General features: G+C 70.4%; 17 protein-coding genes and 1 pseudogene. 3 read left to right on the top strand and 15 right to left on the bottom strand.

Features of this window, described 5'->3' with window-relative positions; all coding sequences use genetic code 11:
• Positions 1–210: 210 nt before the first annotated feature.
• Together AB0A94_RS24190 and AB0A94_RS24185 are read right to left on the bottom strand one after the other, a co-directional pair.
• Positions 211–1,032: a TIGR03936 family radical SAM-associated protein gene (locus tag AB0A94_RS24190; protein WP_361747465.1), complete on the bottom strand. Its 822-nt coding sequence runs from the start codon at positions 1,030–1,032 to the stop codon at positions 211–213.
• 48 nt (positions 1,033–1,080) lie between these two features.
• Positions 1,081–2,148, bottom strand: a complete 1,068-nt coding sequence (locus AB0A94_RS24185) for a hypothetical protein (RefSeq protein ID WP_361747463.1) — start codon at positions 2,146–2,148, stop codon at positions 1,081–1,083.
• A 272-nt stretch (positions 2,149–2,420) separates the two neighbouring features.
• Here AB0A94_RS24185 and AB0A94_RS24180 point away from each other — a divergent pair, with 272 nt between their 5' ends.
• Positions 2,421–3,248, top strand: coding sequence for a DUF2637 domain-containing protein (locus tag AB0A94_RS24180; protein WP_361747461.1), 828 nt, complete (start codon positions 2,421–2,423; stop codon positions 3,246–3,248).
• A 499-nt stretch (positions 3,249–3,747) separates the two neighbouring features.
• On the opposite strand, the gene AB0A94_RS24175 is transcribed toward AB0A94_RS24180, so the two are convergent.
• The gene (locus AB0A94_RS24175) at positions 3,748–4,152 is read right to left on the bottom strand and encodes a type II toxin-antitoxin system PemK/MazF family toxin (RefSeq protein WP_361747460.1); all 405 of its coding nucleotides are present in this window, start codon (positions 4,150–4,152) and stop codon (positions 3,748–3,750) included.
• A gap of 98 nt (positions 4,153–4,250) precedes the next feature.
• On the opposite strand from AB0A94_RS24175, the pseudogene AB0A94_RS24170 reads away from it, so the two are divergent.
• Positions 4,251–4,595: pseudogene (locus AB0A94_RS24170) on the top strand (IS701 family transposase); the annotation flags it as partial.
• 348 nt (positions 4,596–4,943) lie between these two features.
• Here the strand turns inward: AB0A94_RS24170 and AB0A94_RS24165 are convergent.
• From AB0A94_RS24165 to AB0A94_RS24110, 12 genes are all read right to left on the bottom strand, one after another.
• Complete coding sequence (locus AB0A94_RS24165; RefSeq protein ID WP_361747458.1) at positions 4,944–6,908, bottom strand: TIGR03960 family B12-binding radical SAM protein; 1,965 nt, start codon at positions 6,906–6,908, stop codon at positions 4,944–4,946.
• A 64-nt stretch (positions 6,909–6,972) separates the two neighbouring features.
• Positions 6,973–8,544: a CYTH and CHAD domain-containing protein gene (locus AB0A94_RS24160; protein ID WP_361747456.1), complete on the bottom strand. Its 1,572-nt coding sequence runs from the start codon at positions 8,542–8,544 to the stop codon at positions 6,973–6,975.
• An 84-nt stretch (positions 8,545–8,628) separates the two neighbouring features.
• Entirely contained in the window at positions 8,629–9,828 is a 1,200-nt protein-coding gene (gene rodA, locus AB0A94_RS24155) for a rod shape-determining protein RodA (RefSeq protein WP_361747455.1), read from the bottom strand.
• Positions 9,825–12,170 (bottom strand): penicillin-binding protein 2, encoded by a 2,346-nt coding sequence (gene mrdA / locus AB0A94_RS24150; protein ID WP_361747453.1) that lies wholly within the window; start codon positions 12,168–12,170, stop codon positions 9,825–9,827. The genes rodA and mrdA overlap by 4 nt, the downstream gene beginning before the upstream one ends.
• A gap of 114 nt (positions 12,171–12,284) precedes the next feature.
• Positions 12,285–12,953 carry a rod shape-determining protein MreD gene (gene mreD / locus AB0A94_RS24145; protein ID WP_217127793.1) on the bottom strand — a complete coding sequence of 223 codons (669 nt, stop codon included), beginning with the start codon at positions 12,951–12,953 and terminating at the stop codon, positions 12,285–12,287.
• Between the two features lie 13 nt (positions 12,954–12,966).
• The gene (gene mreC / locus AB0A94_RS24140) at positions 12,967–13,908 is read right to left on the bottom strand and encodes a rod shape-determining protein MreC (protein WP_361747451.1); all 942 of its coding nucleotides are present in this window, start codon (positions 13,906–13,908) and stop codon (positions 12,967–12,969) included.
• A 184-nt stretch (positions 13,909–14,092) separates the two neighbouring features.
• Positions 14,093–15,112, bottom strand: coding sequence for a rod shape-determining protein (locus AB0A94_RS24135; RefSeq protein ID WP_006133575.1), 1,020 nt, complete (start codon positions 15,110–15,112; stop codon positions 14,093–14,095).
• Positions 15,113–15,442: 330 nt separating this feature from the next.
• Positions 15,443–15,856 (bottom strand): nucleoside-diphosphate kinase, encoded by a 414-nt coding sequence (ndk, locus tag AB0A94_RS24130; RefSeq protein WP_361747449.1) that lies wholly within the window; start codon positions 15,854–15,856, stop codon positions 15,443–15,445.
• A gap of 65 nt (positions 15,857–15,921) precedes the next feature.
• A complete protein-coding gene (locus AB0A94_RS24125; protein WP_361747447.1) occupies positions 15,922–16,272 on the bottom strand; it encodes a DUF4233 domain-containing protein in 351 nt (116 codons plus the stop codon).
• 6 nt (positions 16,273–16,278) lie between these two features.
• Complete coding sequence (locus tag AB0A94_RS24120) at positions 16,279–17,799, bottom strand: folylpolyglutamate synthase/dihydrofolate synthase family protein (RefSeq protein WP_361747445.1); 1,521 nt, start codon at positions 17,797–17,799, stop codon at positions 16,279–16,281.
• 55 nt (positions 17,800–17,854) lie between these two features.
• Positions 17,855–18,904, bottom strand: coding sequence for an acyltransferase (locus AB0A94_RS24115; RefSeq protein ID WP_361747443.1), 1,050 nt, complete (start codon positions 18,902–18,904; stop codon positions 17,855–17,857).
• A 139-nt stretch (positions 18,905–19,043) separates the two neighbouring features.
• Positions 19,044–21,668 carry a valine--tRNA ligase gene (locus AB0A94_RS24110; RefSeq protein WP_361747441.1) on the bottom strand — a complete coding sequence of 875 codons (2,625 nt, stop codon included), beginning with the start codon at positions 21,666–21,668 and terminating at the stop codon, positions 19,044–19,046.
• Positions 21,669–21,806: 138 nt separating this feature from the next.
• Between AB0A94_RS24110 and AB0A94_RS24105 the strand changes: the two genes are divergently transcribed.
• Positions 21,807–22,080 (top strand): hypothetical protein (locus AB0A94_RS24105; RefSeq protein ID WP_361747439.1); only part of this gene is annotated, 274 nt, incomplete at its 3' end.

The following is a 22,080-nucleotide window of genomic DNA, read 5'->3' as shown; positions in this document are numbered from 1 at the left end:
CCGGTGACGTCCGCGGCTCGCGCGGTGCGCGATCGCCGCCGTCCGGGGCGCGGGCGCCGCACGGGAGCACTCTGTGTCCTGTCTCGCCGGTTCCGTACGCTGAATGCGTACGGCCTGGCGAAAGTCTTCTGGTCGGTGCGCTGCCCGACCCAGGTGGCTCCCGAGTTCGAGGGCGGCGCTTACGACGTCCGTCCCTTCGCGGGACCTTCCTTACGCCGGCGCCGTCGCGGTGGCAGTGGCGCCGGCCGGTTGCGGCTCGGACGCTGCTGCCTCGCGGTCGGGCGCGAGCGGGTCGGTCACCGTGCCGGTCTCTTCATCGAGCAGCCCCTGCGCCAGCCTGGTCACCGCTGCGGGGACCGGCGGCGCCAGGTCGGCCACGGCGCGGAGACCGGACAGGACGTCGTCGGGTCGTACGGCAGGCGTCACGTGCCGAACAACCAGCCGCAGTATCGCACAGGGCTGGCCGGTCGGCCCAGTAAGGAGCGCGGCGGCAGCCGTTCCGGTGGCGTCGACGCCCCCGTCGGGATGCGGCGGGCGCGTTTCCACGCTCTCCAGCCCCACGACCGCCGAGCGGGCGTCGAAGGTGCGGACGCCGTTCTTGGTCCGGCGCTGGACCTCGACGGTCCCGGCCGCGTTGAAGGCGTCCACCGCACGGTGGGCGTCCTCGGGGCCGACTCCGTCCAGCCGCAGCTCCCACACGGAGGCCGTCAGCCGGTCCGCGAGACCCGGGGTGCGGGCCTCGACCGCCTCGATGATGTCGAGCCCGGCGGGCATCGACTCGTCGAGCAGGCCCCGGAGCCGCTCCGGGTCACGCGGCTCGGTGAGCGCGATCTCCAGGTACTCCGCCTCACTGCCCGTGCCGGTGGGTGCGGCATTGGCGTACGACACCTTCGGGTGCGGTGTGAACCCCGCCGAGTACGCCATCGGCACCTCGGCACGGCGCAGCGCACGCTCGAAGGCGCGCTGGAAGTCACGGTGGCTGGTGAACCGGAGGCGGCCGCGCTTGGTGTAGCGCAGTCGGATGCGCTGCACCGCGGGTGCGGGCGGCGGGCCTTCGGGCTGTCGCTTGCCCAGTGTTGTTCAGTCCTTCGTGAGAGCGGTCGTACTTCCACCAAGAGTACGTGCCTCCGGGCCGATAGGTTCCCGCCGGTGCGTGAGCTGCGGTTCCTTCCCCGCACCTGCCGGTTCGCCGAGCAGCGCCCGCCGGAAGTCGGCGCGTGCCCGCCGCACCGACGCGCGGGCGGCGTCGAGGGCCTGCCGGCCGGCCCGGCCCACCGCGCGGGCGGCCTCCCCGAGAGGCCGCAGCACCGCGTCGCGCACCACGTGCCCCACCGGGGTCAGCACGCTCCGGTACACCCACCGCACCGGCTCCACGAACACCCACCGGAAAAGCGTCCCCAGCCACCGTCCGACGGCGAGCGAGACACGCCCGGCGACGCGCCAGGCGTGCCCCAGGGCGTCCCCGACCTCCCGCGCGACGATCGCGAGCACACGGCCGACGGGCACCAGCACCCAGCGCCACACCGCGAGCGCGGGCAGCACCAGCAGGATCCGGGTGATCCAGTACAGCCCCGTGCCGACCCCGGTGACGACCGTCGTCACCAGCCACACCAGCCCCTTCGCGCACCAAGCGATCGCCCGCCCCACCGGTGTCAGAACCCACCGGTACAGCCACCCCGAGGGCACGACGACGAGATACCGCCCCAGCCACGCCACACCCGCCCACACCCCGGCCCCCATCGCGGCGAGCACATGACCGAGCGGCGTCAGCACGCGCGCGTACAGCCACGCGACCCCATGACCGAAGGGAGTCAGCACATGGCGGTGGAACGCGACGGCCGGAAGGACCACCAGCACCTTCCCGAGCCACGCCAGCCCCTTGCCGAACGGCACGAGGACATACCGCCACAACCCCACGAACGGCCACACGAACACCGCCCGCCCCACCCACAGCAGCGCCCGCCCGAGCGGCCGCAGCAGCGTGTCGTTCAGGAACCGCCCGGCGACGACCAGCGCGTCCCACACCATCCGCACCGGCACGACCAGCACCAGCACCACGATCCGCACCGGGACGCGGATCGCCACGGCGAGACACCCCTCGCCCGCGGGCGCGGCGGCCGGCGGACCGGCCGGCTTCTCGAGATCCATACCTACGGAGACGCAGGCGCGGCCCGCCCGGATCCCACGCTCATCATGTTGTCCACTTCATATGCTGAACACCGATCAGACATAAGAATTCCGCGACTTATGTAAAACAATTTTCCCTACGGCCGTTCACTCATTCGCCACGCATCCAAGCGAAACAGACGCCGTTAGTCGCTATATGACGAAGGCAAGCATGTCAGGGCTCATCAAGTCCGACAGGGGGAATTCGTGGAAATCCGACCTCGCCGGCCGCTGGATCGGCGAGGCCGACTGACATGAATGACGAACGCTACGACCCTCTCGTCTACGCGGAGCCCATGGAATCGTCCGTACCGCACTGGGACCCGGCCGAGGAACTCGCCTACCTCCTCCAGGAGGCCCGCGGCGAGGAGTCCTCCGGAGTCACCATGCCGCAGCCCCGCGAGGAGGCCTCGGTCACCACTCCCCCGACCGGCAGCCCCATGGGCAACCTGCAGGAGATCACGGCGGAACTGCCACCCCTGCGCGCGGCACCGCGCGGCCACCGCAAACCCCCGCGCAAACCCCCGCGCAGACGCCCCGACGCACTGCGCCTCGCCAGCTACGCCATCGCCGCCCTGGCAGCGGTCACCGTGTCGATGGTGAGCGTCTTCAGCGGCGTCGTCACCTACGAACCCCTGCTCCTCGTCACCACGGCCCACAGCAAGGGCAGTTCCTCGGCCTGGTGGCCCGTGCTGGTCTACGGCCCCTGGCTGGCCGGCTCGTTGTCCATCCTCCGCGCGGCACTGCACCAACGGCGCGCCCTGCACTCGTGGTTCGTCGTCCTCCTCTTCTCGTCCGTCGCCATCATGCTCTGCGTGGCCCAGGCCCCCCGGACGATCACCGACACCGCCGCCGCGGCCCTCCCGGGCGTGGCCGCCCTGGCCTGCTTCCAGCAACTCGTCCGCCAGATCACCCTCACCCGCCCGCCCCGCCGCACCTCGCCCCGCCACCGGCTGCGGTCCACCCTGGACCACCCCGCGCCGCTCACCGACCCCGGCAAACAGGAACGCTTCCGGGCCCCGACCCACTCCTACCGGCGTGACACGCCATCCACCCGGCACCCCGGACAGCACACCCCGTAAGCCCTCCTGCTGCCGGCGGCCCGATGCGCCACCGACAGCGGGAGGAACCTCTCAGCGGCCCCCGCCGACGGCGGGGGCCGCGTCGCGCCGACCGGGCCTCTCCAGGACGCGGCCGCGGAGAAACCCGTACTCCTCGCGCGGGTGAGACCGATCTCGACGCCCGCGCCCAGGCGGTTCCACCAGCGGAGACAACCCTCCACGACCCGGGCCTGTGACACCGCCCCGGCCGATGGGTCTCCGAGGCGGACGGGAGCGGAGACTACTGGTACATGTGGTCGAATAAGGAAGAATGGAACAGAGCGGAGGACACGCCACCTGCTACGTCGTCACCGCCAGGGGCACCGCCTGAAGCAGGTGCCGGAAGTCCGTGACCAGACGGCCCGGAGCAGGAGTGCCTGGCGAATCGTGCTCCTGCTGGTGCGGGACGCCGCGGAGATGACCAGCGTTGATCATCTGGACGAGATCGCCCACACCTCGGCGGCGTCCGTCCCTTGCCCGCTCACTCCAGTCCACCGAGGCGGAGGGCATCCTTCATCTCGCTGAGCTTCGCGGCTGCCGTCTCGGTCCACTCCTGCGGCTGTCCAGCGACACGGAGGGCATCCTCAATCTCACTGAGCTTCACGGAGGACAGCACGCCTGCCCGCTCGACCAGGTCGTCCCGGGACACGATGGTCAGCCACGTGCACGGGATGAAGCCTGGACGCGGGAACGCGAACCGCAGCACGCCTTCAAAGGGCAGTCCTTCCGTGGCGCCCACGGTCACTTCCACGCCCAGACCGCTGATGTCGACGCCCGCCGGGGCGACGACCTGCATCGCCCGGAGCCCGGACGCCTCGTCTCCCGACAGCAGCACGACCGGCCGTCGCTCATCGAACTCGACCCACCAGACTTCGCCGTGTCGCATATGCCCTCCTGGCACGATCTGCGGTGATGGCGCTATGAAAAACGGGTGCGGCCACCATTGATCACCGGTGTGTGAAGACTGGAGATCATGCGGCGGCGGAGGAGATGTTCCAGATTTCCAAGGGACTTGCGGGACTTGACGAACATCAGGTGCGACGCTGGGACTCCTGGTACCGCCGGGTCACCCTCGCCCTGCTCGTCCACGCCTTCCTCGCCGTCACCACGGCCCTCGAACGCCGCGAGCAGGCCCCGCCCGAAGACGGGACCAGCCCCGACGGACTGATCCCCCTCACCTGTGACGAGATCCAGCGCCTGTTCATCGCCCTGATCGTTCAACCAGTCCGCGACACCGCCCACCGACTGCGCTGGTCCTCCTGGCGCCGACACCACCAGGCCCGCGCCCGCCACAGTCACCACCGCCACCAAGCCGCCCTTCACCCATGAAGATCACGATCCACGGCTGGAGTACCAGCGAGCCACCCGTTCCTCACGACGCGGCCTCACCGTGCAAGGACGTCATCGAGCGCCGACACCATTGAACCCCCTCCGGGGCGGAGGGGGCTCAGCAGTCGCCGGAATGCTTCAGCGAGGCTCTCCGAGAGCCTCAGACCCACTCCAACCTCTGAGTGGATGACCGAGACCCCTCCCGGGCCCGGCAGAGGCGCACAAGGCCCACTCCGCTGAGCTGGCTGCCGACGACTCGAAGACCCGACAGCAGCCAGCGCAGCAATCACCTCGTCCTCACCAGCCCCTGCCAGGGCATCCATCACCCGAACGAGTACGGCACTCGCCTCAGTGCGAGTGCCCGCTCGGCGCCGGCGCGCTGTTCTTGACCGTCAGAGGAAGCAGCTTCTTCCCGGTGGGGCCGATCTGGATGGACGTGTCCATCTGGGGGCACACGCCGCAGTCGAAGCACGGGGTCCAGCGGCAGTCCTCGACCTCCGTCTCGTCGAGGGCGTCCTGCCAGTCCTCCCAGAGCCAGTCCTTGTCGAGGCCGGAGTCGAGGTGGTCCCAGGGGAGGACCTCCTCGTAGGTGCGCTCGCGGGTGGTGTACCAGTCGACGTCGACGCCGAAGGGGGCCAGCGCCTTGTCGGCACAGTTCATCCAGCGGTCGTACGAGAAGTGCTCGCGCCAGCCGTCGAAGCGGCCGCCGTCGTCGTAGACCGCGCGGATGACCGCGCCGATGCGGCGGTCGCCGCGGGAGAGCAGGCCCTCGACGATGCCGGGCTTGCCGTCGTGGTAGCGGAAGCCGATCGAGCGGCCGTACTTCTTGTCGCCGCGGATCTTGTCGCGGAGCTTGGCCAGGCGCTCGTCGGTCTGCTCGGCGGAGAGCTGCGGGGCCCACTGGAAGGGGGTGTGCGGCTTGGGGACGAAGCCGCCGATGGAGACCGTGCAGCGGATGTCGTTGGAGCCGGAGACCTCGCGGCCCTTGGCGATCACGCGGGTGGCCATGTCGGCGATCTGGAGGACGTCGTCATCGGTCTCGGTGGGCAGGCCGCACATGAAGTACAGCTTCACCTGGCGCCAGCCGTTGCCGTAGGCGGTGGCGACGGTCCGGATGAGGTCGTCCTCGGAGACCATCTTGTTGATGACCTTGCGGATGCGCTCCGAGCCGCCCTCGGGGGCGAAGGTGAGGCCGGAGCGGCGGCCGTTGCGGGTCAGCTCGTTCGCCAGGTCGATGTTGAAGGCGTCGACGCGGGTGGAGGGGAGGGAGAGGCCGATCTTGTCGTCCTCGTAGCGGTCGGCGAGGCCCTTGGCGATGTCGCCGATCTCCGAGTGGTCGGCGGAGGAGAGGGAGAGCAGGCCGACCTCCTCGAAGCCCGTGGCCTTCAGGCCCTTGTCGACCATCTCGCCGATGCCGGTGATCGAGCGCTCCCGGACCGGGCGGGTGATCATGCCGGCCTGGCAGAAGCGGCAGCCGCGGGTGCAGCCGCGGAAGATCTCCACGGACATGCGCTCGTGGACGGTCTCGGCGAGCGGGACGAGGGGCTGCTTGGGGTAGGGCCACTCGTCGAGGTCCATGACCGTGTGCTTGGAGACGCGCCACGGGACGCCCGACTTGTTCGGCACCACGCGGGCGATGCGGCCGTCGGGGAGGTACTCGACGTCGTAGAAGCCGGGGACGTACACCCCGCCGGTCTTCGCCAGGCGGAAGAGGAGTTCCTCGCGGCCGCCGGGGCGTCCCTCCTCCTTCCAGGCGCGGATGATCCGCGTGACCTCCAGGACGGCCTGCTCGCCGTCGCCGATGACCGCGCAGTCGATGAAGTCGGCGATCGGCTCGGGGTTGAAGGCGGCGTGGCCGCCGGCCATGACGATCGGGTCGTCGAGGCCGCGGTCCTTGGCTTCCAGGGGGATGCCGGCCAGGTCGAGGGCGGTGAGCATGTTGGTGTAGCCGAGCTCGGTGGAGAAGCTCAGGCCGAACACGTCGAAGGCCTTCACCGGGCGGTGGCTGTCGACCGTGAACTGCGGGACGCGGTGCTCCCGCATCAGCGCTTCCAGGTCCGGCCAGACGCTGTAGGTGCGCTCGGCGAGGACGCCGTCCTGTTCGTTGAGGACCTCGTAGAGGATCATGACGCCCTGGTTGGGCAGTCCGACCTCGTAGGCGTCGGGGTACATGAGCGCCCAGCGGACGTCGCAGCTCTCCCACGGCTTGACCGTGGAGTTGAGCTCTCCGCCGACGTACTGGATCGGCTTCTGCACATGCGGGAGCAGAGCTTCGAGCTGCGGGAACACAGACTCGGCGGCTTCGGCAGGCATCTCGCGAACCTTTGTGTGCTGAGTGGGGTGACCATTCAGCGTAACGCGGCCGGAGGGGTAGTCCCTACGTCGTCCAGGGCCGGAGGTCCTTGGTGATCGAGGTCCAGGCTTCGGGGAGGGCGGCCTCGGCGCGTTCCGCGCGGTGTTCCTCGCGGGCGTGGAGGACGCCGTAGGTGAAGGCGCTCTCGCCCGCCGCGTGGGCGACGGCGGCGAGCTCGCGGAGGGTCTGGCGGGCCATGACGCTGTCCTGGTGGTCGCCGAGCAGGCCCTGGAGCGACTTCATGGCCTTGACGAGGTCGTTCGCCGGTTCGCCGAGTGCGGGGGCGGCGGCCTCGGCGGCGTAGCGGGTGCGCTTGGTCTTCTTGCGGGCCTCGTGCAGGGCGACGTCGCGGTCGGTGCCGGGCGGGAGGTCCAGGGCGCGGGTGACGAGGCCGGTCAGCTTGTCGAGGTCCTTGCGCACGGCCTTGGTGAGGGTCTTCTCCGGTGTGGTCGCGGCCTTCTTGCGCAGGGGCGGGTCGGTGAGCAGGGCGTCCAGGGTGTCGAGGAGGGTGAGGTACCGGCGGGTGTCGAGGATGCCGGTGAGGCGGCCGTGGGCTCCGGCGTGGCGGGCCTCGGCCCAGGTGGTGAGCCGGTGTCCGACGGGGCCGGCGACGAGGGTGTCGGGCAGGTCGGCGAGGGAGGACCGGAGGCGTTCGGCGAGCACCTCCTGGTCGCGGTCCAGGCCCAGCTCGGCGGCCAGCCACTTGAGGTCGTCGCCGACGGGGTCGGTCGCCTCGCGGTCGAGGATGCCGCGGAAGGTGCGGAAGGTGCTGCGCAGGCGGCGGGTGGCGACTCTCATGCGGTGCACGGAGTCGGGGACGTCCTGGCGTACGGCGGGGTCGAGCTCGACGAGGGCGTCGCGCTGGGCGCGGACGTAGGCGAGGACGTGGTCGCCGGCGGTGACAGGTTTCCCGGTCGCCCGTGGCTTGTGTTTCCGCCGGGGGGCCGCCTCCGGTGCCGTGGCGGGTGTGTCCGTCGTCGCCGTGGCCGTGGTGCCGTCCGGTGTCGTGTCGGCCAGTGCCCTGGCGAGTTTGGAGGCGGACTTCGAGGGGCGTGCGCCGGCCTTGCGCAGGCGTTTCTCCACCTTGTCGAGGAAGGCGGGGTCGCCGTCGTCGGCGAGTTCGACCTCGATCTCGGTCCACCGGGCGGTGCCGCCGTCGCCGGTGAGGCGTTCGGCGTGGACGGTGTCGACGCTGACCTCGGCGAGCAGTCGGCCGTCGGCGTCGACCAGGTGGCGTACGTCGCGGTCGGAGCGCAGTCGGACGACGGGCAGCAGTGCGTGGTCGCGGACGCGGGAGCGGACGAGGGCGGCGAGTTCGTCGGGGAGGGTGTCGGAGAGCGGGGCGCGGATCTCGTCGCGCACTCCGGGGGCGACGGGGAACTTCAGGTGCCAGCCGGCGTCGGAGCCGCCGGTGCGGCGGCGCAGGGTGACGGAGGACGCGGCGAGGCGTTCGTCGGCGGTGTCGTGGTAGGTGGCGTCGAGGTGGGTGACGCCCTTGTCGAGGACGGTCGCCACGCCGGGGACGCGGGTCAGGTCGGGCAGCCCGCTGTCGTCGGATTCGTACTTTCGTTCGATTTCACGCTTGGTGTCCGCCATAAGGTGCGTCTATCCGCTGTGCGGCGGATCTAGTCGTCGGGGAGCGGAGCGGCGGTGGGTCCCGACGCTTCGCGCCCCGACGGTTCACGCGGACATCGGCCGTTGTATCCGGATGGACTGCAGCAGGCCCACGGCCAGCCATACGGCGAACATGGAGGAGCCGCCGTAGGAGACGAACGGCAGGGGCAGGCCGGTGACGGGCATGATGCCGAGGGTCATGCCGATGTTCTCGAAGGACTGGAAGGCGAACCAGGCGACGATGCCGGCGGCGACGATCGTGCCGTACAGGTCGGTGGTGTCGCGGGCGATGCGGCAGGCGCGCCAGAGGATGATGCCGAGCAGGCCGATGATCAGTGCGCCGCCGACGAAGCCGAGTTCCTCGCCGGCGACGGTGAAGACGAAGTCGGTCTGCTGTTCGGGCACGAACTGGCCGGTGGTCTGGGAGCCGTGGAAGAGGCCGGAGCCGGTCAGTCCGCCGGAGCCGATGGCGATGCGTGCCTGGTTGGTGTTGTAGCCGACGCCGGCGGGGTCGAGCTCGGGGTTGGCGAAGGCGGCGAAGCGGTTGATCTGGTACTCGTCGAGGATGCCGAGCTGCCAGACGGTGACGGCGCCGGCCGCTCCGGCGCCGAGCAGGCCGAAGACCCAGCGGTTGGAGGCGCCGGAGGCGAGCAGCACGCCGAGCACGATGACGACCATGACCATGACCGACCCGAGGTCGGGCATGAGCATCACGATCAGCATGGGGACGACGGCCAGGCCGAGGGCCTGGAGGACCGTGCGGTGATCGGGATACGGCTTGTCGCCCGCGTCGACGCGGGCGGCGAGCAGCATCGCCATGCCCAGGATGATCGTGACCTTCACGAACTCGGAGGGCTGGAGGGAGAAGCCGCCGGGGAGCTTGATCCAGGAGTGGGCGCCGTTGATGGTGGAGCCCAGCGGGGTGAGCACCAGCAGGATCAGGAAGACCGAGGCGCCGTACAGCAGGGGCACGGCCGTGCGCAGGGTGCGGTGGCCGAGCCAGAGGGCGCCGATCATCAGGGCCAGTCCGATGCCGGTGTTGAGCCAGTGCCGGACGAGGAAGTAGTAGGGGTCGCCCTGGTTGAGTTCGGTGCGGTTGCGGGTGGCCGAGTAGACCAGGAGCGAGCCCAGCAGGGACAGGGCGAGCGCCGAGAACAGTATCGGCCAGTCGAGGCGGCGGGCCAGGGAGTCGCGGGCGAAGACCCGTGTCCAGCCGGCCCGCTCCGGTCCGTATCCGGAGACCTGGAAGCTGTTGGCGCCGGTCATGACGCCGTCCCCCGGGTTCCGGTACGGCCGGACCGGTGGCGTGCGCGGCAGCGGGGGTGTCCGTCGCCGCGTCGTGGTTCGCCGCGTCGTGGTCCGCCGCCCCGTCGTCGCTCACGGCGGCGGGTGTCCCGGTTGGTGTTCTCCGGTGAGGGGACCGTGCCGGCCTGCTGCGGGTCGGCCGGGTCGCCCTGCGGGGTGGTGGCCTGCGCGTCGGGCGAGGGGGTCGCCCGGTCCTTGGCGGGGTCCTTGGAGATCTTCGGGGACGTGATGGTGCCGTCCGTGCGGACCTTGGGGAGGTTCTTCTGCGGCGTGGACAGCAGCGCCTTCTTCTTGTCGATCTCGCCGTCCTCGGAGACGCCGTACAGGGCGTTGTAGATGTTGCGCACGGCGGGGCCCGAGGCGCCGGAGCCCGTGCCGCCCTGGGAGATCGTCATGACGATCGAGTAGTCCTTGGTGTACGTGGCGAACCACGAGGTGGTCTGCTTGCCGTAGACCTCGGCGGTGCCGGTCTTGGCGTGCATCGGGATCTCGTCCTGTGGCCAGCCCCCGAATCGCCACGCGGCCGTACCGCGGGTGGCGACTCCTTCGAGGGCTTCGTCTATCTGGCTGAGCGTCTTCTTCGTCATCGGCAGCTTGCCGTGCGACCGGGGCTCGATCTCCGTGACCGTCTTGCCGTCGGGGCTGATGACGGCCTTGCCGACGGTGGGGTCGTAGAGGGTGCCGCCGTTGGAGATGGCCGCGTAGATGGTGGCCATCTGGATGGGGGTGACGAGCGTGTCGCCCTGGCCGATGGAGTAGTTGACGGAGTCACCCGCGCGCAGCCGGTTGCCTTCGAGGCAGTTCTCGTAGGCGATCTTCTCGGCGTAGCTGCCGTCCTTCTTCCCGTACTTGCACCAGGCGTCCTTGTTGGCCTCCCAGTAGTCCAGCTTCCACTGGCGGTCGGGGACGCGGCCGGTGACCTCGTTGGGCAGGTCGATGCCGGTCTCCTCGCCGAGGCCGAACTGGTGGGCGGTCTTGTAGAACCAGTCGTCGGCGTTCTTCTTCGGCTTGTTGCCGCCGTCGCGCTTCCATTCCTCGTGGGAGAGGGCGTAGAAGACGGTGTCGCAGGAGACCTCCAGGGCGCGGCCGAGGCTGATCGGGCCGTGGTTCTGGGACTCGAAGTTCTTGAAGACCTGTCCGCCGATGGAGTACGAGCTGGAGCAGTTGTAGGGGCCTTCGAAGGAGTAGCCGGCGTTGATCGCGGCGGCCGTGGGGATGACCTTGAAGATGGAGCCGGGTGCCGACTGGCCCTGGATGGCGCGGTTGAGCAGCGGGTAGTTGGACTTCTTGCCGGTGAGGTCGGCGTAGTCCTTGGCGGAGATGCCGCCGACCCAGGCGTTGGGGTCGTAGGTGGGGTTGGAGGCCATGGCGACGACGCGGCCGGTCTTGGCCTCCATGACGACGACGGCGCCGGAGTCGGCCTCGTAGTTGCGGTTGGTGTTGCGGTCGTGCTGCTTGCGGGCTTCCTTCATCGCCTCGTTCAGCTCGTACTCGGCGATGCGCTGGACGCGGGCGTCGATGCTGGTGACGAGGTTGGCACCGGGCCGGGCGGGGTCGGACTCGGCCTCGCCGATGACGCGGCCGAGGTTGTCGACCTCGTAGCGGGTGACGCCGGCCTTGCCGCGCAGCTGCTTGTCGTACTGGCGCTCCAGCCCGGAGCGGCCGACCATGTCGGAGCGCAGGTAGGGCGAGCTGGTGTCCTGGGCCTTCGTGATCTCCTCGTCGGTGACGGGCGAGAGGTAGCCGAGGACCTGGGCGGTGTTGGCCTTGCCGGGGGCGGCGTAGCGGCGCAGGGCCTGCGGCTCGGCGGTGATGCCGGGGAAGTCCTCGGCGCGCTCGCGGATCTGCAGGGCCTGTTTGGGGGTGGCCTCGTCGGTGATGGGGATGGGCTGGTACGGCGAGCCGTTCCAGCAGGGCTGGGGGGTCTCGGCGTCGCAGAGGCGGACCTTCTGGAGGACCTCCTCGGCGTCCATGCCGAGGACGCCGGCGAGTTTGATGAGGACCGCCTTGCCGTCGTCCTTCATCTTCAGCAGGTCGGTGCGGGAGGCGGAGACGACCAGGCGGGTCTCGTTGTCGGCGAGGGGCACTCCGCGCGCGTCCAGGATGGAGCCGCGGACGGCGGGCTGGACGACCTGCTGGACGTGGTTGCCGGAGGCCTCCTTGGCGTACTGGTCGCCCTCGCGGATCTGGAGGTACCACAGGCGCCCGCCGAGGGTGCCGAGGAGGGAGATGACGAGGACCTGGATGACGACGAGCCGGATCTGGACCCGCGGGCTGCGACCGGTCTCCGGGATGTTGGTCACGCGGCTTCCTCCTCTCTCAGAGCGCGTGCGCGTGTGCGGGTACGAGTGAGGAACGGCCGGGCCATGTGCCCGCGTTCCGTCGCCGTTCACTCGTTCCGGTGAAGTTGTGCGAGGTCACAGGCGCTTGACCCCCTTGATGCGTCCGGCACGGGCCACCCGGGCGCGGGCCGCCTTGACCCGCAGTCCGCCCCGCTGCCCGCCGATGCGCAGTCCGGTGCCGCCGGAGAGCCAGCCGGAGGCGATGTCACCGGACTTGGCGGGGTTGGTCTCGGCGAGCGGGTCGTTCTCGGCGCGCCGGGCCAGGGCCATGACGCCGGGGACGACGAACGGCGCGAGCAGCAGGTCGTACAGGGCGGCGGTGAACAGCAGTCCGCCCAGGCCGACATGGCGGGCGGCGGTGTCGCCGACGAGGGCGCCGACACCGGCGTAGAGCAGGGTGGAGCCGACGGCGGCGGCGACGACCACGACCATCGGGCCGGTCGCCGACTTCACCTGGCCGCTCTCGGGTTTGACGAGTCCGGCGAGGTAGCCGATGACGCACAGCACGAGGGCGTAGCGTCCGGCGGCGTGGTCGGCGGGCGGGGCGAGGTCGGCGAGGAGTCCGGCGGCGAAGCCGATGAGGGCGCCGCTGACATGGCCGTAGACCAGGGCGAGGCCGAGGACGGTGAGCAGCAGCAGGTCCGGGACGGCGCCCGGGAGGTGGAGCCGGGCGAGGACGCTCACCTGGATCACCAGGGCGACGACGATCAGCGAGCTGGAGAGCAGGATCCGGTTGACGCGCATGGGGTGACAGCTCCTACTGCTCTTGCTGGTTCAGGCCGTCGGCAGGGGCGGAGGGGGTGACGGTCACCGTCACGGTCGGTGTGGGCTTCGGCTCGGACTTCTCGGGCAGCACCGTGTCGCGCGGGTCCTTCTCGGGGGCCTGGACGACGACGCCGACGACGTCGAGCTTGCTGAAGCTGACGAACGGCGTGACGGAGAGGGTGCGGGTGAGGTCGCCGCCGGAGGGGTCGACGCGGGAGACGACGCCGACGGGAACGCCGGGCACGAACGGCTTGTCGGCCTGCGAGCCGAAGGTCACCAGGCGGTCGCCCTTCTTGATCTCGGCCTTGCCGTTGAGGAGTTCGACGCGCAGCGGGCGGTCGCCCTGGCCGGAGGCGAAGCCGAGTTCGTCGGTGGTCTCCATGCGGGTGCCGACGGTGAAGTCGGGGTCGGTGGCGAGCAGCACGGTGGCGGTGCTGGGGCCGACGGTGGTGACGCGGCCGACGAGTCCGTCGCCGTTGAGGACGGTCATGTCACGCTTGATGCCGTCGTCGGCGCCGGCGTCGATGGTGATGGTCCAGGAGAAGCCCTGGGCCGCCCCTATGGCGATGACCTGGGCGCCCTTGATGCCGTACTGGCCCTGGCCGGAGACCTTCAGCAGCTTGTCGAGCTGCTTGAGGCGGCTGCGGCTGCGGTCGTCGCTGCCGAGTTCGGCCTTGAGCGCGGCGTTCTCCCGCTCCAGTTCGGCGAGCCGGTCGTGCCGGTCGCCGGACTCGCGGACGGCGGAGACGGCGTTGCCGATCGGGTCGACCGCGCCGGACACGCCGTTCTCGATCGGGCCGAAGACGGTCGCCGCGGCCTGCCGGGCACCGTCGACCGGTGAATCCTCCCCGCCGCGGATGTCCACCGTGATCAGTGCGAACGCGATGGCGATCAGCAGCACCAGGAGCAGCCGGCTCTCTCGTGTGTCCCTCACGTGCGGCGGCCGTGCCTTCCTCGTCGAGAACGGGTATGAGGTGGGGGTCTGTTCAGGTGTATTGACGATGTATTGACGGTACGTCAAAGGTGCTTCGAGGCGTTATGGGGGAATTCGTGCCTCTATATCAACGATCCGCCGTACGGAAGAAGGTCGTCCCGTACGGCGGAATCGAAGAGTCGTGTCATCTGCGCGGCTGGGCGTCGAGCACCTGCTGAAGCGCCTCGAACTCCTCGACGCACTTGCCGGAACCGAGCGCCACGCTGTCCAGCGGGTCCTCGGCGATGTGGATGGGCATGCCCGTCTCCCGGCGCAACCGCTCGTCGAGGCCGCGCAACAGGGCTCCGCCGCCGGTCAGGACGATTCCCCGGTCCATGATGTCGCCGGACAGCTCCGGCGGGCACTTGTCGAGGGTCGTCTTGACGGCGTCCACGATGGCGTTGACCGGCTCCTCGATCGCCTTGCGCACTTCGGCGGCGGAGATCACCACGGTCTTCGGCAGTCCGGAGACGAGGTCCCGGCCGCGGATCTCGGTGTGCTCGTCGGTGTCCAGGTCGTACGCCGAACCGATCGTGATCTTGATCTGTTCGGCCGTCCGCTCACCCAGCAGGAGGGAGTACTCCTTCTTGATGTGCTGGATGATCGCGTTGTCCAGCTCGTCGCCCGCGACGCGGATGGACTGGGCGGTGACGATGCCGCCGAGGGAGATGACCGCGACCTCCGTGGTGCCGCCGCCGATGTCCACCACCATGTTGCCGGTGGCCTCGTGGACCGGCAGCCCGGAGCCGATGGCGGCGGCCATGGGCTCCTCGATGATGTGCACCTGGCGGGCGCCGGCCTGCGACGACGCCTCGATGACGGCGCGGCGCTCGACGCCGGTGATGCCCGAGGGCACACAGACGACGACCCGCGGGCGAGCCAGATACCGCCGCTTGTGGATCTTCAGGATGAAGTAGCGGAGCATCCGCTCGGTGATCTCGAAGTCGGCGATGACGCCGTCCTTCAGCGGACGCACGGCAACGATGTTGCCGGGCGTGCGCCCGATCATCTTCTTCGCTTCGGCACCGACCGCGAGGATGCCACCGGTGTTGGTGTTGATCGCGACGACGGACGGCTCGTTGAGTACGATCCCACGACCCCTGACGTACACCAGCGTGTTGGCGGTCCCGAGGTCGACAGCCATGTCACGGCCGATGAACGACATTGAGTTCCCCATCAGGATTCGACTGGCCTTCCCACGAGCCCTTGAGAGCTCTTCAGGTCGGCGAAGTGGGTGCGGTGACGTGAAGGCTTCCATCGTAGACGCGCCTTCGCGAACACCGTGCGAGGGTCTTCGCCATTGTCATCAGATGGCGTCTTCCCCTGCTTGTGGAGACGGTCCATCGGGGGCATCCGTTCCCCCGAACGCCGCGCATATGCCAAAAAAAGGTCCGGGGGCAAAGCCCCCAGACCGTCCGACAGGCGGCCAAACGCGCTGGATGCGGCCGCGACGTGATCGTTATGCGCGAGGTCTGCGCACGTCCGGGTGCGCGGATTACGCGCGGCCCGGGAAGAAGATCTTCACCTCGCGCTCGGCGGACTCCTCGGAGTCGGAGGCGTGGATCAGGTTCTCCCGGACGATGACACCGAAGTCGCCGCGGATCGAACCCGGCGCGGCGGCGATCGGGTCGGTGGGACCGGCCAGTTGGCGCACCCCCTCGATGATCCGCTCACCCTCGACGATCATCGCCACGACCGGGCCGGAGGCCATGAACTCCACCAGCGGCTCGTAGAACGGCTTGCCCTTGTGCTCGCCGTAGTGCTGCTCCAGCGTGTCCTGGTCCAGGGTGCGTAGCTCCAGCGCGGTGATCCGCCAGCCCGCCTTGCGCTCGATACGGCTGATGATCTCGCCGGTCAGGCCACGACGTACGGCGTCGGGCTTGAGGAGGACGAGGGTGCGCTGGGTCACGACGGAGCTCCTTGTGCGTGAAGTGGTGCGGGGAGACGAGATTACCGGGCGTGTCGGGACATCTGTCACGCAGCGTCAGGACGGCCCGCCTGAGCGGCGAAACGCGCCTTCGCTTCGTCCACCTTTCGACCGAAGTGCACCGACGCCCACCACAGCAGCGCGAAGAGCGCGCCCATGAAGAACATCGTCGGGACGAAGACACCGGAGGCGATCAGGGTGATCTGCAGCGCCCAGCCGAGGGCCACCCCGCCGGGCCGGGTGATCACCCCGCACAGGGCCACGGACAGGAACATCGCGATGCCGCAGACCGTCCACACCGTGCCGGTGGACAGGTCCGGGTCCTTCATTGCGACCAGTCCGGCGAATCCGATGATGAAGAACTCGCCGATCAGGGTCGAAGCGCAGAGCGTACGCACGGGATCTCAGCCCCTCCCCAGGAGCAGTCGGGCCTCGCCGACGGTGATGACGGAACCGGTGACGAGCACACCGCCGCCCGCGAACTCGCCCTCCTCCTCGGCCAGCGTGATCGCGGCCTCCAGGGCGTCGGGCAGCCGCGGCTCGACCTGGACGCGGTCCTCGCCGAACACCTCGACGGCGATGCCCGCCAGTTCGTCGGCGTCCATCGCGCGGTGGCTGGAGTTCTGGGTGACGACGACCTCGGCGAAGACCGGCTCGAACGCCTCCAGCAGCCCGCGCACGTTCTTGTCGCCGCTCGCGCCGACCACGCCGATGAGCCGGCTGAACTGGAACGCCTCCCCGATCGCCGCGGCCGCCGCCCGCGCGCCCGCCGGGTTGTGGGCGGCGTCCAGGACGACGGTCGGCGACCGCCGTACGACCTCCAGCCGGCCCGGGGAGGCGACGGCGGCGAACGCCTTGCGCACGGTGTCGATGTCGAGCGGCCGGGCGTGCTGGGCGCCGACGCCGAAGAACGCCTCCACGGCGGCGAGCGCCACGGCCGCGTTGTGGGCCTGGTGTTCGCCGTGCAGCGGGAGGTACACCTCGGGGTACTCGCCGCCGAGTCCGCGCAACGTCACCTGCTGGCCGCCGACGGCGACCTGCCGGGCCACGACCCCGAACTCCAGCCCCTCCCGGGCCACCGTCGCGTCCACCTCGACGGCCTTCCTCAGCAGCACCTGCGCGGCGTCCACCGGCTGCTGCGCCATGATCACCGTCGCGTCCCGCTTGACGATGCCGGCCTTCTCCGTGGCGATCTCGGCGGGCGTGGTGCCGAGCCGGTCGGTGTGGTCGAGGTCGATGGGCGTCACCACGGCGACGCCGGCGTCGATCACGTTCGTCGCGTCCCAGCTGCCGCCCATGCCGACCTCGACGACCGCCACGTCCACGGGCGCGTCGGCGAAGGCGGCGTACGCCATGCCGGTGAGCACCTCGAAGAAGGACAGCCGGTACTCCTGCCGGGCGTCGACCATCTCGACGTACGGCTCGATGTCCCGGTACGTCTCGATGAACCGCTCGGCGGAGACCGGCGCCCCGTCGAGGCTGATCCGCTCGGTGATCGACTGGACGTGCGGGGAGGTGTAGCGGCCGGTGCGCAGCTCGAAGGCGCCGAGCAGGGCCTCGATCATGCGGGCGGTGGAGGTCTTGCCGTTGGTGCCGGTGATGTGGATCGAGGGGTACGAGCGCTGGGGCTCGCCCAGGACGTCCATCAGCGCGGCGATGCGGGCGACCGAGGGCTCGAGCTTGGTCTCGCCCCAGCGGGTGGCGAGCTCCGCCTCGACCTCGCGCAGGGCCTTGTCGACCTCGGGGTCCTCGGGGCGGGCGGGCACCTCCGCCTGGGGCGGGCCGCCCTGGGTGCGCAGGGTGCGGCTGCCGGCCTCGATCACCGCGAGGTCGGGGTCACGGCGGGTCTCCTCCTCGACGAGCTCCGTGAACTCGTCGAAGGTGTCGTCCGGGTCAGGACCTGCTGATTCTGGGCGCTCGCTCACGGTACCCAGTCTACGGAGCGGCCCGGGCGGCGCCCGGCTGGCCCGGAGTCCCGCGTCAGCCGAGCCATCGCCGCAGTCCCAGCCGGCCCCACAGGACGCTCGCGGCGAAGGACAGCACGGCGGCGGCCACCGCCGTCACGGCCAGTGCCACGGGTGCCGCGAACCCGTGCGGCACCCTCTCCGCCACGGGCCTGACCAGCAGCATCACGAACAGCAGATGCACCAGGTACGACCCGAACGACGCGTCCGACAGCCGCACCAGCACCGCCCGCACCTTCTCCGGCACCCGCACCCCGCACCCCGCGCCGAGCACGGCGAAGGTCAGCGCGGCCACCGCGACGCTCCCGTACGCGGCGGGGTGCCGCACGGTGAACTGGTACAGGGTGAGGGCGGCGAGCGCGACCGCGGCGCCCGCGAGCCACAGCGGGCGCGGGCCGCGCCGCCGGGCGGCGAGCAGGGCGGCGCCCGCCACCGCGTAACCCAGCGAGTACAGCGACACGCCCCAGTCCCAGGCGGGCAGCGGCAGCCCGGTGAGGGTCCGCGCGTCCCCGACGAGCGCCGGTGCGACGGCGAACGCGGTGAGCAGCAGCAGCGACCGGCGGGGCGTGGCGCGCCGCCGGAGGACGAGCACGACGACGCCGAGGAGCAGGAGGAGCGGTACGTAGACGTAGAGGTACCAGAGGTGGAAGGCGGCCTCCACGGAGCCGGACAGAGCCTGTACCGCCTCGTCGAAGCCGCCGTTCGAGGGCCGCCCGGACACGTACTGCCAGAGGAGGTAGACCGCCGTCCACACCGCCATCGGACGCAGGATCCGCCCGAGCCGGGTGAGGAGCTGGGCGTCGTCGCGTACCGGCGAGGCGACGAGGGCGGCCCAGCCGGCCATCGCGAAGAACGCGGGCACGGCGAACCGGCCGGCCGAGTCGCCGAGGATGCCGGCCGTACGGTGGCCCGCGTCGGAGAACTCGGCGGAGGCGTGCACCAGCACGACGGCGGCGGTGCAGACGACGCGCAGGAGGTCGATGTCGTACCGCCGGTCCCGGCCGGGTCTGCCCTGCTCGGCGCGTGCGGCGGGTGGTGCGGCGGTCGGGGTCGCGGTGCGGGGCATCGTGGGGGTGCTCCTGACGGCGTGGGCCTGGCGATGGGCAAAGCCGCAGGTTCCCCCGGGCGGGTTACACGACACCCACGACGACGTGAACGGCCCCCGACCAGAGCGGTCGGGGGCCGTGACTGGTCCGGGCCTTCCGTCAGGCGCCGGGCAGACGGTCCAGCTGGGACTGGATCCGGGTGATGTCCTCCTCCGCCTTGGCCAGGCGGGTGCGGATCTTGTCGACCACGTGGTCCGGGGCCTTCGCCAGGAACGCCTCGTTGCCGAGCTTCGCCGTCGCCTGGGACTTCTCCTTCTCGGCGGCGGCGAGGTCCTTGGCCAGGCGCTTCCGCTCCGCGGCCACGTCGATCACACCGGACAGGTCCAGCGCGACCTCCACGCCCGCGACCGGCAGGGTCGCCGTGGCCGTGAAGGGCTCCCCCTCCGGCTGGAGGCGCAGCAGCTGGCGGATCGCCGGCTCGTGCGCGGCGAGCGCCGTCCCGTCGAGCGTCAGCCGGGCCGGAACCCGCTGGCCCGGCTGGAGCCCCTGGTCGGCGCGGAAGCGGCGGACCTCGGTGATGACGGACTGCAGCGTCCCGATCTCCCGCTCGGCGTCGGCGTCCCGGAAGCCGCTGTCCTGCGGCCAGTCCGCGATGACGACCGACTCGCCCCCCGTCAGCGTCGTCCACAGCGTCTCGGTGACGAAGGGGACGACCGGGTGGAGGAGCCTGAGCGTGACGTCGAGGACCTCACCGAGGACCCGCTTGCTGACCTCGGCCGGCTCCCCGCCCGCCTGGAACGTCGTCTTGGACAGCTCGACGTACCAGTCGAAGACCTCGTCCCACGCGAAGTGGAACAGCGCGTCCGACAGCTTGGCGAACTGGAAGTCGTCGTAGTGCGCGTCGACTTCGGCGACGACCGAGTTCAGCCGGGACAGGATCCAGCGGTCGGTCGGCGACATCTCCGACGCGTCCGGCAGCGGGCCCTCGACCGTCGCGCCGTTCATCAGCGCGAAACGGGTCGCGTTCCAGATCTTGTTGGCGAAGTTGCGCGAGCCCTGGACCCAGTCCTCGCCGATCGGCACGTCGACACCGGGGTTGGCGCCGCGGGCGAGCGTGAACCTCAGCGCGTCGCTGCCGTACTTGTCCATCCAGTCCAGCGGGTTGACCGCGTTGCCGAAGGACTTCGACATCTTCTTGCCGAACTGGTCGCGGACCATGCCGTGCAGGGCGATGGTGTGGAACGGCGGGGTGCCGTCCATCGCGTACAGGCCGAACATCATCATCCGGGCGACCCAGAAGAAGAGGATGTCGTAGCCGGTGACCAGGACGGAGTTCGGGTAGAACTTCGCGAGCGACTCGGTCTGCTCGGGCCAGCCGAGCGTGGAGAACGGCCACAGGCCCGAGGAGAACCAGGTGTCGAGGACGTCGGTGTCCTGGTGCCAGCCCTCACCAGTCGGGGCCTCGTCGTCCGGTCCGACGCAGACGACCTCGCCGTTGGGCCCGTACCAGACCGGGATGCGGTGACCCCACCACAACTGCCGCGAGATGCACCAGTCGTGGAGGTTGTCGACCCAGTCGAAGTACCGCTTCTCCATCTCCTGCGGGTGGATCTTGACGCGGCCGTCGCGGACCGCGTCGCCGGCCGCCTTCGCCAGCGGGCCGACCTTGACCCACCACTGCATGGACAGGCGCGGCTCGATGGTGGTCTTGCAGCGCGAGCAGTGGCCGACCGAGTGGAGGTACGGCCGCTTCTCGGCGACGATCCGGCCCTCGGCGCGCAGCGCGGCGACGATGGCGGAGCGGGCCTCGAGCCGGTCCAGGCCCTGGAAGGGGCCGTGGGCGGTGATGACCGCGTGCTCGTCCATCACGGTGAGGGACGGCAGGTCGTGCCGCCGGCCGATCTCGAAGTCGTTCGGGTCGTGCGCCGGGGTGACCTTGACGGCACCCGTGCCGAACTCGGGGTCGACGTGCTCGTCGGCGACGACCGGGATGGAGCGGTCGGTCAGCGGCAGCTTGATGAGCTTGCCGACGAGGTGCTTGTAGCGCTCGTCCTCGGGGTGGACGGCGACGGCCGTGTCACCGAGCATCGTCTCGGCGCGGGTCGTGGCGACGACGATCGTCTCGTCCCCGTCGCCGTACTTCATGGAGACGAGCTCGCCGTCGTCGTCCTGGTACTCGACCTCGATGTCGGAGATCGCGGTCAGACAGCGCGGGCACCAGTTGATGATGCGCTCGGCGCGGTAGATCAGCTCGTCGTCGTAGAGCCGCTTGAAGATGGTCTGGACGGCCTTCGACAGGCCCTCGTCCATGGTGAAGCGCTCGCGCGTCCAGGCGACACCGTCGCCGAGGCGGCGCATCTGGCCGGAGATCTGCCCGCCGGACTCGCCCTTCCACTGCCAGACCCGCTCGACGAAGGCCTCACGGCCCAGGTCGTGGCGGGACTTGCCCTCCTTGGCGAGTTCGCGCTCGACGACGTTCTGCGTGGCGATGCCGGCGTGGTCCATGCCGGGCTGCCACAGCGTCTCGAAGCCCTGCATGCGCTTGCGGCGGGTCAGGGCGTCGATGAGCGTGTGCTCGAACGCGTGCCCGAGGTGCAGGCTGCCGGTGACGTTCGGCGGTGGGATGACGACGGTGAACGGCGGCTTCTCGCTCTTGGCGTCCGCCTCGAAGTAACCGCGCTCCACCCAGCGCTCGTACAGCGGCCCCTCTACATCGGCCGGCGCGTACTGGGTCGGCAGTTCGGTCGTGGGCGCTGGTGGCTGCTGATGAGCGTTCTCGGTCACGGGGCTCAGTTTAGAGGCGTCACGGGCCTGTCCCGAAACGCGTTTCGTTTGTAACGGTGCGCCCCCCGCTGGCCTGAACGTGTCATGCCTGAGCCAGGATGTCAGCAGCACATAAGCATCTGGAGGGGGAACCCAGTCATGAGTCACAACCAGCCGGGCCCGTACGGCGGGCAGCCACAGCAGCCCGGACCGTACGGCCAGCCGGGTCCTTACGGCCAGCCGCCGCAGGCTCCGCAGCCCGGCTACGGCTACCCCCAGCAGGCTCCCCCGCCCGGCCAGCCCGGATACGGCCATCCGCAGCAGCCCCCGTACGGCCAGCAGCCCCCGTACGGCCAGCAGCCGCCGTACGGTCAGCAGCCTCCCTACGGCCAGCCCCAGTACGGCATGCCGCCCCAGCCCCCGGCGTCGGGCG

Origin of the sequence: Streptomyces sp. NPDC044984, assembly GCF_040646935.1 — a bacterium.
Lineage (GTDB): Bacteria > Actinomycetota > Actinomycetes > Streptomycetales > Streptomycetaceae > Streptomyces.
This window is presented reverse-complemented; position numbering and strand designations above follow the sequence as displayed.

Coding starts and splice junctions, on each gene's coding strand:
- AB0A94_RS24160 (WP_361747456.1), bottom strand. CDS start 8,544: ATGGCGGACACCAAGCGTGAAATCGAACGAAAGTACGAATCCGACGAC.
- mreD (WP_217127793.1), bottom strand. CDS start 12,953: ATGCGCGTCAACCGGATCCTGCTCTCCAGCTCGCTGATCGTCGTCGCC.
- rodA (WP_361747455.1), bottom strand. CDS start 9,828: ATGACCGGCGCCAACAGCTTCCAGGTCTCCGGATACGGACCGGAGCGG.
- AB0A94_RS24175 (WP_361747460.1), bottom strand. CDS start 4,152: ATGCGACACGGCGAAGTCTGGTGGGTCGAGTTCGATGAGCGACGGCCG.
- AB0A94_RS24165 (WP_361747458.1), bottom strand. CDS start 6,908: ATGCCTGCCGAAGCCGCCGAGTCTGTGTTCCCGCAGCTCGAAGCTCTG.
- AB0A94_RS24185 (WP_361747463.1), bottom strand. CDS start 2,148: ATGGATCTCGAGAAGCCGGCCGGTCCGCCGGCCGCCGCGCCCGCGGGC.
- AB0A94_RS24135 (WP_006133575.1), bottom strand. CDS start 15,112: ATGTCGTTCATCGGCCGTGACATGGCTGTCGACCTCGGGACCGCCAAC.
- AB0A94_RS24180 (WP_361747461.1), top strand. CDS start 2,421: ATGAATGACGAACGCTACGACCCTCTCGTCTACGCGGAGCCCATGGAA.
- AB0A94_RS24115 (WP_361747443.1), bottom strand. CDS start 18,904: ATGCCCCGCACCGCGACCCCGACCGCCGCACCACCCGCCGCACGCGCC.